Genomic DNA, 9529 nt, shown 5'->3' with positions numbered 1-9529 from the left:
ATGCTACTTCTCCTATATGCAGGTGAACTAGGCTCAGCCTAACCTGCTGGGTGAAGCAGCCGGTACATCCCATTAGCTGGCGTTCGTCAGGTGGATTTTTTCTGCAGTGCAGCGCGCCGAAGCGGAGAGTTTCCCGCTTGGGGTTTTCAGGTGCTCATTCTGTCATCCAAGCCTTGATGCTACCGATGAAGGTCGCGTCATCCTGCGTTTTGCGCCTGTCCAGAAGGTCGGCTGCATCTGGCCCCGCCCGGAATCGCAGTTGTTCGCCGGGCGCGTTTGCGGCTTGCCAGATGACGTCAGCCACGACCTCCGGGGAGGATGGATTTGACGCCAGCTTGCCAAAGAGGCGCCCCATCGCTTCGGCGCTGGGGGCATAGTCGGTCAGGCTGTCGTCCATAGCAAAATCGAAGGAGCGCCCGCCGAAGTCGGTCTTGATCATGCCCGGTTCGACGATGCGCACCCGGATGCCCAGTGGCTCCAACTCGTAATGCAGCGCCTCTGACAGGCCTTCGACAGCGAACTTCGTGCCATGGTAGAGCGTGCCCAGCGGAAAAGTGATCTGCCCGCCAATAGACGAGATGTTGACGACGGTGCCTGACCGGCGCGCGCGCATGTGCGGCAGGACGGCCTTCGTTACCTCCAGGAGGCCAATCACGTTGGTATCGAACTGGCGGCGGATGCGGTCGGTTGAAAACGCTTCGAGCGGGCCGTAGGCGCCATAACCCGCGTTGTTCAGAAGGACGTCGATGGCACCGAAACGTTCAATCCCTGCGGTCACCGCCGCGGTGATCGAGGCGGGGTCTGTTACGTCGAGGCGGGTGACCAGCACATTGTCGAGGTCGGCAAGGTCGGCGGCCGCCGGATCGCGCATGGTGGCGATGACTTTCCAGCCCTCGGAATGAAAACGAACGGCGGTAGCCTTGCCGATACCGGAGGATGCGCCGGTGATGAGAATGGTGGGCATGGGGGGCTCCTTCAGGCGTTGAGACGCAGCATCTCTTCGATGCCGAAATTGGTCAGGACGGTGCGGGTGACGTCATGCAGCGCGGTGTTGTAACGCTCGATCTCGGGGCCGACGCCTGTGTGATCGACGACCGTGCGAAAGGGTTTTTGGCCGAAGGGCAGCGCCAGCAGAGCGGCGACGGCCTCGGCGATGCGCTCGGGGCGCTGGTCGGGCGTGGCCTCCAGCATCTGCGCCAGCCCCTGTGCCGACATGGCGGGAACGGCGGCGAAATCGCCATACTCAGCCTCGCGCGCGGGATCATCGGGCGTGATCATGCCGTCGAAAAAGGCCGTGGGCATGGCGCCCGGTTCAATGATGCAGGATTCGATGCCAAAGCCTGACAGTTCCGTGCGGTAACATTCGACCACCGCCTCCAGCGCCCATTTCGACGCGCAATAGGTGCCGTAAAACGGCGTCGCGATGCGCCCGATCAGGCTGGACGTATAGAGGATCGTGCCGCCCCCCTGTGCCCGGAAATGCGGCAGGGCGGCGCGCATCACGCGCTGCACGCCCGTGACGTTCACATCAAGGATGCGGGTCATGTCCTCGGGCGACATCAGTTCCTGAATGCCATAGGATCCGATCCCGGCATTGTTGAACAGCACGTCCAGCCCGTTCAGCGCGGTGATCGCGTTGGCCACGCCCGCTTCTGTGCTGGCGGTGTCAGTCACGTCCATCTCGACGACCTGCACGCCTCCTGCCTCCAGCGTGGCGACCGTGTCGGCGTTGCGGCCCGAGCGGCTGCGGACGGTGCCCGCCACTTGATGCCCCTGCGCTAAAAGCAACCTTGCGGTGGGCAGTCCAAAGCCGCCCGCTATCCCGGTGATGAAGACTCTAGCCATGTGCCCTGTCCTTGTCGTTGTGATAAGAGGACGATACTCCGAGCCGGGTTCTATTTCTTTCCCGATTGTCCGAAATACTTGCCTGATCCTCCGGTTGGCGAAATAATCCTCCACAAGAGCGGACTATGCCGTGCTACGAGGTTTGTGAAAGGAGAGCGACATGACAGGGTTGCTGGATCGCGCCATGGCGCTGATGGATCAAGCCGGGATACCTCGGGGCGGGCTTGCCCATACCGAAAGCGGGATGCATTTCCTGAGGTTCGACGCGCCTAGCCCAAAGCAGGCCACCGTCTATCGCCCACTCTTGTGCCTTGTGCTGCGAGGTGCCAAGCAGGTCAGCGCGGGCGCGCACAGCCTGACTGTGGCGGCTGGCCAATCGCTGCTCGTTAGCCACGCGCTGCCAGTCGTCTCAAGGGTCACCCACGCCACGCCCGAGACGCCCTATGCCGCGCTGGTCTTTCCGCTCGACCTCGACCTGCTGCGGGGTCTGACCGTAACCATGCCGCCCGCGCGCGGAACGCGCAGCCATGACCCGTTTTCGATCACGCTGTGTTCAACCGATCCTGCTATGGAGGACGCGCTGACCCGGTATCTAGAGCAATGTACAGGCGATGAGACGCGCCAATTTCTGGCCCCGATCACCCGGCAGGAAATCCACGCCCGGCTGCTTCTCGGCCCCCATGCCGACGCGCTGCAAAAACTGCTCTGGCACGAGACGACCGCCAGCCGCATCTTTCAGGCAACACGCGAGATACAGTCCGATCTGTCGCGCACGGTGGTTGTCGGGGAACTCGCCGGTCGAGTCGGCATGAGCAACTCCGCCTTTTTCGAGCATTTCAAGGCGGTGACGGGCACTTCACCCCTGCAATATCAGAAGGACCTGCGTTTACTTCACGCGCGCGACGCGCTGCGCAGCTCGTCTACCAAAGTGTCGGAGGTCGCTTTTCGCGTAGGCTACGAAAGCTCGGCCCAGTTCTCGCGGGAGTATACAAGGAAGTTCGGCCTCTCGCCCCGGCAGGATCGGGCGGCTTTGGCTGCGGAGTGACCGCCCGGCTCATCACGAACGGCCCAAAGTGGCCAATCATAGTGTGAGGTCATGCCGCAACGCGGCTTCACCGGACCGGACGTTCGCTGACGGCGCAAAACCGGACCATCGGTGAAATGGCAGTGTGTGGGACGGAGCAGGCATTTGACAGGATTTTTAGAAAGTCAGGACAGCGAGTGATGCGGTCATTTGGCGTGGTGACGTTCAAGACCGTTTTTGCTGCAGGGACATCAATTGCACCCATGCTTGATGCCGAGCCGTAACTTGGGGCGTTCCCCATGTGGTCAGTTCATGGATTTGCCTGACATTTTTCGCGCAGATCGTTTGGGAAGTTTTTCCGCAAGCTACGAAAGAGCGTCGTCGCATTTGCAAAACCGCAACGCAGAGCGATTTCCCCAGGTGCCAAGTCGCTATAGCGCAGCAGTTCGCGTGCGCGCGTGAGGCGAAGAAGCAGGTAATACCGCCCCGGTGTTGTTTGAAGTTCCTTCCAGAACAAACGATGCAGGGATCGCTCAGATATGTGGGCCCCTTTCGCAAGAATAGGGATCGGTTGCGGAGTTTCGACCGCCTTGGACATCAGCACGACGATTTGCTTGAGCTTTGGCGACACTGATTGCGATATCGCCTGATCAGGATAAGAGGCGCCGTGCCGTCTGGAATTATCGTGCAGAAACATCGCGCCGGCATCGAAGGCGACAGAAGCATCGAACCGGTCCCGAATAAAGTGCAACATCAAATCAAGGGCAGCCGCCGCACTGCCGCATGTCCAGAATTCGCCATCCTGCACGAACCGGTCGGAACTCACCAAGATGTCGGGAAACTCTTCGGCAAACTCCTCAAGAAGTTGCCAATGCAGCGTCGCCTTGCGACCGTTCAGAAAGCCGCCCCGCGCCAGCACCCAAGATCCGGTATCGGCAGCAATAACAGTCGCGCCCTGCATCAACCGCCCAAGAATGCGGGGGGCTGTTGCCCCCTTCCTGTCGCGAAAGGTGTCACCGCCGACAATAATGACCAGATCCGGGGGCGGAGCTTCGGCAATCCGCATCTCTGGCGAGACGCTCAGCCCGCTGGAGCTGGTCACCGCGCGGTCGCCATCTGTCAAAATGCTCCAGCTTATGTCAGCGCCTGTTTGGTCGCGCACCACGCGCAAGGGCTCAAGAAGACAAGCCAGCACCATGTTTGAAAAGGCATCACACAAGAAGACGGAGATATTGATGGAGTGCATTGGCAGAATTGATCCCATTTTTGGCAGGATGAGTATGACGATTGGCAACATTAGTTTCTAGAGTGCTTGATAGACACATCTACATCAGGATCATTGCGTCAATGAATAATCGTTCCCTTTCCCACATCCGCGTGCTTGATTTTGGGCATTACCTCGCAGGCCCATTGGTCGGCATGATGCTGGCCGATCTTGGCGCCGAGGTGATCCGGATCGATCCTCCGAGTGGACCGAAATGGCATGATCCGGCCTTTGACATGCTGTCGCGCGGCAAACGCGCACTGACGCTTGATCTCAAGACAGAGGTTGGACGAGACGCAGCGTACGAACTGGTGCGCCGTGCTGATGTGGTGATCGAGAACTTTCGCCCCGGTGTGATGAAACGGCTTGGGCTTGGATCAGAGCTTCTGAGACAGGTTAACCCTGATATCATCTCGCTTTCGTTACCGGGGTTCGCTTCGAGCGATCCGGAGTTTGCAGGTCTTGCCGCATGGGAAGCGGTGATTGCCGCGCGCACGGGGCAGTTTACCGACATGGGCCTGAACCGGCGACTGATGGGGATCAACCCGTCGTTCACGCCGCTTGGGCTTGCCTCGGCCTATGGCGCTGCCTTCGGGGCGATGTCCGTGTTGTTTGCACTGACTGCGCGCGAGCGCATGGGGGGCGAGCACATCGAGGTGCCGCTGGCCTCGGCTTTGCTGGAAGGGCTCGTCTACAATTGCGAGCAGATCGAAGACTACCCCGAGCGCTACAAATCCCCCCGCGAGCTGGAGCTGGAGCGCCGCGCGCGCGAAGGGCTGCCCAATGATTTGAGCTTTGCCGAGTTGTCAGAATTCCTCGATCCGTTCTACCGCACCTATACCTGCGCCGATGGGCGCGGCTTCTACATTGTTTCCTGCTCGATCGTGAACCATCCGCAACGGGTGCTTGAGGTTCTGGGGCTGGGCGATCTGCTCAAGGAACTGCCGGATTTCGATGTCTATGTTGATCGTGCGGACTGGCCCGCCGACTGGGCCCTGCGCAGCTATCCCGTTGGCAAGCATGACCGCAAGCGCCTGTCGGACGCGATGAAGGCGGCATTTTTGACCCGTCCGTCACATGAGTGGGAGACGCTGTTCGGTGAGGCCAAGGCCCCCGCCACGGCGCAGCGCAGCACCGCCGAATGGCTGGCGGACAAGCACGCGCTGGCCTCGGGGTTGGTCGTCGAGCTTGACGATCCCCGATACGGGCGGATGCGGCAGATGGGGAACGTGGCCTGGCTCGCCGGTGATCAGGCGGCGATGAACAAGACTGCAGGGCCCGAGCCTGATGATTTCAGAGGCGCACTTGCCGCGGTTCTTGCCGAGCCGCCGAAAACGCCCACCGGCGGCCACGGCACAGGCGGCTGGCTTGATGGAATGAAGGTTCTCGATCTGACCAACGTCATTGCCGGGCCGACGATCGGGTCGACACTGGTGCGCTTTGGGGCGCGGGTGACGCTGGTTCAGCCAGTGCAGCCTTCGGTTGATCCGTGGAACGCGGTGGTGTTCGGCCTGCACGCACAGCGCGGGAAAGAGAGCGTCTTGCTTGATCTGCGCTCTGAGAAAGGGCGAGAGGCACTCTGGCGGTTGGTGGCCAAGGCGGATGTGATCACCATGAACGGCACGGATCAGCAGCGTGAGGCATTGGGGCTGAGCGAAACACGTCTGGCAGAGACCAATCCACGACTCATTCTGGTGCAGCTTGATGCCTGGGGCGGACCACGGAGCGGGCCGAAATCTGATCACCTTGGCTATGATGATCTTGCACAGGCCGCGACAGGTGTGATGACCCGCTTTGGCGGCGGGCCGGAAACACCGGAGGAGCACGCTCACTTCGGCACGATAGACGCGCTCACGGGGCATTGCGCCTGTGTGGCGCTGGGTGCCGCGCTGGAACGGCTGAGGCTGACGGGCAAGGGCGGAATTGCCCGGGCTTCTCTTGCTGCGGCTGGCGAAATGATTCAGGCCCAGTTCATGTATGATTTTGACGGTCGCCTTGCATTTGACGAACCATCGGGGCGTGAAGCACGCGGTTGGGGGCCGTTCTATCGTTGCTATGCCGCCGCTGATCGCTGGATGTTCTTTGCGGCGCCGACGGAACGCGAAACAGCCTTGGCCCGCGTGCCGGAACTATCCGATCTTGTAGGGAGCGATACTGACATGGAAGCCGCGCTTTCCAGCCGGTTTGCGCAAAGGCCAGCAGCCCACTGGGCACGTGCCTTTGCGGGCGGTTCGGCCGGTGTCACGCCGCTTGGCTCGCTCCACGACACCCGCGATGAAGGGCTTCATCTTGAAAGCGACGGCGGGATCGACATTTGCAAAGCAACCTTCCGCGCCGTCCGCCATGACCATCACCCGATGGGTCGCTGGGTCGATCTGGTTGCGCCCAATGCCGTGCGCGCAGAGAAAGCGCAGATCACCATCCCGGGGCCTGCGCCGAAATACGGACAGAACACACGCACGATCCTTGCGGGCCTAGGCTATGACGACGCCGAAATTCAAAACATGATCGATACAGGCGCGGCCTCAGAGAGCTGGTCGGAACGATACCTACCGGAGTAAAAACATGACCCAAAACCAGACAGGACCTGCCATCACTCCGCGCACACGGGCAAAGGCGCGCCATATTCTTGATCACTATTACATCGGGCCAGCCCGGGATGACCGGGTGCTGGAAATCTGGGGCTACACGCCCGAGATGAGCTATGCCCCCGGTGACCGCGTGGCGCTGCATGTATCGACGACGGCTCCTGAATGGGATCTCGAGATCGGTCGTGACGGGCTGATCTATGAACCGCTTCTCACCGAGACGGGCCTGCCGGGCGTGCACCATCCTACACAAACTGATTGTTCGGTTAATGGTTGCGGTTGGCCCGAGACCTATGCATTCACCATTCCCGAAAGTTGGACGTCCGGCGGCTATCTGATGACTTTTCGCGCCCGCCGCGGTGATGATCTGGTTGAAGAGCATCATATTATTTTGGTCAGAAGCGCGTCCGGCACCCCGCCACCGCCCTATGTGCTGGTTTGCGCGACTGGCACATGGCTGGCCTATAATTGCTGGGGCGGCTCGAACCACTATGAGGGCATCACAGGGCTGGACGGCAACGCCTTTTCCCCTGTCGTCTCGACCCAGAGGCCCTGGAGCCGCGGCTTTTGTAAATTGCCCGAGGGTGCACCCCGTGCATTGCGTGAACAGCCGACAAGACCGGGGGAGATGGTGCGCTACCCATACATGGAATGGGCCTATGCCTATGGCTATTCCAAGAAATACGCCTCGGCGGGCTGGGCCAGTTACGAGCGCCATTTTGCCCGCTGGGCCGAGGGCGAAGGCTATGAGTTCGACGTGATCACACAGCATGATCTGCACTGCGAGCCGGACTTGCTGAACCGCTATGCCTGCGCCGTGTTCGTCGGCCACGACGAATACTGGAGCGCAGAGATGCGCGACGCGGTCGATGCCTATGTCGAGGGCGGCGGCAATGTCGCACGGTTTGCTGGCAATTTCCTTTGGCAGACACGGATTGAAAACGAGGGCCGCACGCAAGTCTGTTACAAGTATATCGCAGATCAGGATCCGTTGATGGGCACGGATCAGGAACATCGCGTCTCGGGCGCCTTCGAGGTCGCGCCGGTGAGCCGCCCCGGCGCGCTGACCTTCGGTGTCAATGCCCTGCGTGGTGTCTATGCCGGTCTTGGCAATTGTGTGGGCGGCGGCGCAGGCGGCTTCACGGTCTACCGCGACGAACATTGGGCTTTTGACGGTGCCGGCGTCGGCTATGGCGATGTGCTGGGGGCCCGCTCGAGGATCTTCGGCTATGAGGTCGACGGGCTTGACTATCGTTTCGAGGACGGGTTGCCATACCCAACCTGCACGGACGGGGCTGCTGCAGAAATCGAGATTCTCGCCATGGGTCTGGCGACCAACATCGAGACAGACCACGGCGTCTGGGGCGAGACGCTTTACATCAGATCGGCCGACGCGGCGTTCAAGGCACAGGGTTTGTTTGGTGAGGTCACTCCCGAGACACTCGACGCCTGCAAGCGTGGCAACGGGATGATCGTCTCGTGGCATCGTGGCAAAGGCGAGATATTCACAGCCGCAACCTGCGAGTGGGTCGCCGGTCTGATCCGACAAGATAGCCAGATAGAGCAGATCACGCGCAACGTGCTCGAGAGAATGGGAAAATGATAGGCCGATCACGCAAAGAAGGGTTTCGGAGCTTGCCGTGCTCACAGAGCTCTCGGCTCGTGAATGGCCGTATATAGCGAACCTCCGCAGTCATTTGAAGGATCTGCAGCATCGTACACTTCGGGTTGTTTCCGGGCCTCTACTGTGTCGCGGCGTCGAGCGCCAACACTACGGGTATCGACGTCACGCACGGCCCTGACCCGATGTCGAGCTCACGGCTTGCGGGACTAACTGTGAATTCGCTGCGCTTGCACGAATGGCAAGTATGTGCGCAGTTTGACATAGAAAAGGTAAGCGGCAAGCACTTCGTGGCGCAATTGGACACCCGCGATTTTAATCATGGGTTTCTCGGAAGTGCACATCCACGCCAAGTTGACCAGATCTAGAGACCTTTAGAGGACGCAGCTGCAGTGAACTTAACCGACCAAGAAGCCGATCTGATCTTTTCGATCATGCGAGACCTGAGTGGGGAGTTCGACCATTCCGAGGTTCGAAGGCGTGTTGGTCAGAAATTGCTGGAACTGCTGAAGGCGGATTACTTTGCCTCCTATGTCTGGGATGATGCCAGTCAGAAATTTGTGTCGTGTGTGCAAATCAACATGACCGATGATAATCTTCGTCAATATGAAAGCTATTTCCAGTTTCATGATCCGATTACCCTAACACTTCAGAATCGTCGCAAGGCAACACCGGTCAGCGAAGTGATGCGACACGACCGGTTGGTAAAAACCGAATTCTTCAACGATTTTCTCAAGCAGGACGGTCTGTGTTACGGCATGAACTTCTTTGCATATGACCGGGGTGACAACATTGGTGATCTGCGGATATGGCGCGGAGCAAACCGGGAGGATTTCACACCGCGCGATGCCGAGATTATTGATGCTGTCGGTCCAAGCCTTGTGAATGCGTTGATCCGGGCGAGAAGTGCGTCCAAGCAACAACCTTCCTTGCGATTCAGTCAGATCGTGGATGGGTTGGGCTTCACAGCCAGAGAGGCCGAGGTCGCCGATCTTCTTGTCCTCGGGCTGACCGATGATGAGATTTGCGAGAAGCTCGGGTTTTCCAAGCCAACATTGCGGAGCCACATTGCCGCGATTTTCCGAAAGTCCGGTCTGAACCGACGCACCCAACTGGCCCAATATCTGGCCGAGAAAAACCATCATTTGTGATGATAGGAATTTAGTCCTTCCTTTTTCTAACCTGTT

Annotated in this window: 7 protein-coding genes; 4 read left to right on the top strand and 3 right to left on the bottom strand. The window is 59.7% G+C overall.

Going from position 1 to position 9529, the window contains the following annotated elements:
• Nucleotides 1-154: 154 nt before the first annotated feature.
• Both OE750_RS14670 and OE750_RS14665 read right to left on the bottom strand, forming a co-directional pair.
• A complete protein-coding gene (locus OE750_RS14670; protein ID WP_263765032.1) occupies nucleotides 155-964 on the bottom strand; it encodes an SDR family oxidoreductase in 810 nt (269 codons plus the stop codon).
• Nucleotides 965-975: 11 nt separating this feature from the next.
• Nucleotides 976-1845 carry an SDR family NAD(P)-dependent oxidoreductase gene (locus tag OE750_RS14665; protein WP_263765031.1) on the bottom strand — a complete coding sequence of 290 codons (870 nt, stop codon included), beginning with the start codon at nucleotides 1843-1845 and terminating at the stop codon, nucleotides 976-978.
• Nucleotides 1846-2005: 160 nt separating this feature from the next.
• On the opposite strand from OE750_RS14665, the gene OE750_RS14660 reads away from it, so the two are divergent.
• Nucleotides 2006-2890 (top strand): AraC family transcriptional regulator, encoded by an 885-nt coding sequence (locus tag OE750_RS14660; RefSeq protein WP_263765030.1) that lies wholly within the window; start codon nucleotides 2006-2008, stop codon nucleotides 2888-2890.
• Between the two features lie 289 nt (nucleotides 2891-3179).
• Here the strand turns inward: OE750_RS14660 and OE750_RS14655 are convergent, their stop codons facing one another.
• Nucleotides 3180-4067 carry a GlxA family transcriptional regulator gene (locus OE750_RS14655; RefSeq protein WP_263765041.1) on the bottom strand — a complete coding sequence of 296 codons (888 nt, stop codon included), beginning with the start codon at nucleotides 4065-4067 and terminating at the stop codon, nucleotides 3180-3182.
• A gap of 149 nt (nucleotides 4068-4216) precedes the next feature.
• Between OE750_RS14655 and OE750_RS14650 the strand changes: the two genes are divergently transcribed.
• From OE750_RS14650 to OE750_RS14640, 3 genes are all read left to right on the top strand, one after another.
• Nucleotides 4217-6694, top strand: a complete 2478-nt coding sequence (locus OE750_RS14650; protein WP_263765029.1) for a CoA transferase — start codon at nucleotides 4217-4219, stop codon at nucleotides 6692-6694.
• Between the two features lie 4 nt (nucleotides 6695-6698).
• Nucleotides 6699-8324 carry a N,N-dimethylformamidase beta subunit family domain-containing protein gene (locus tag OE750_RS14645; protein WP_263765028.1) on the top strand — a complete coding sequence of 542 codons (1626 nt, stop codon included), beginning with the start codon at nucleotides 6699-6701 and terminating at the stop codon, nucleotides 8322-8324.
• 410 nt (nucleotides 8325-8734) lie between these two features.
• Nucleotides 8735-9493 carry a response regulator transcription factor gene (locus OE750_RS14640; protein ID WP_263765027.1) on the top strand — a complete coding sequence of 253 codons (759 nt, stop codon included), beginning with the start codon at nucleotides 8735-8737 and terminating at the stop codon, nucleotides 9491-9493.
• Nucleotides 9494-9529: the final 36 nt, after the last annotated feature.

The sequence above is a fragment of the Lentibacter sp. XHP0401 genome, assembly GCF_025751535.1.
Classification (GTDB): domain Bacteria; phylum Pseudomonadota; class Alphaproteobacteria; order Rhodobacterales; family Rhodobacteraceae; genus Lentibacter.
This window is presented reverse-complemented; position numbering and strand designations above follow the sequence as displayed.

Excerpts from the sequence above, each read along its gene's own strand:
- OE750_RS14645 (WP_263765028.1), top strand. The coding sequence starts at position 6,699 with ATGACCCAAAACCAGACAGGACCTGCCATCACTCCGCGCACACGGGCA.
- OE750_RS14660 (WP_263765030.1), top strand. The coding sequence starts at position 2,006 with ATGACAGGGTTGCTGGATCGCGCCATGGCGCTGATGGATCAAGCCGGG.
- OE750_RS14665 (WP_263765031.1), bottom strand. The coding sequence starts at position 1,845 with ATGGCTAGAGTCTTCATCACCGGGATAGCGGGCGGCTTTGGACTGCCC.
- OE750_RS14670 (WP_263765032.1), bottom strand. The coding sequence starts at position 964 with ATGCCCACCATTCTCATCACCGGCGCATCCTCCGGTATCGGCAAGGCT.
- OE750_RS14655 (WP_263765041.1), bottom strand. The coding sequence starts at position 4,067 with ATGGTGCTGGCTTGTCTTCTTGAGCCCTTGCGCGTGGTGCGCGACCAA.
- OE750_RS14650 (WP_263765029.1), top strand. The coding sequence starts at position 4,217 with ATGAATAATCGTTCCCTTTCCCACATCCGCGTGCTTGATTTTGGGCAT.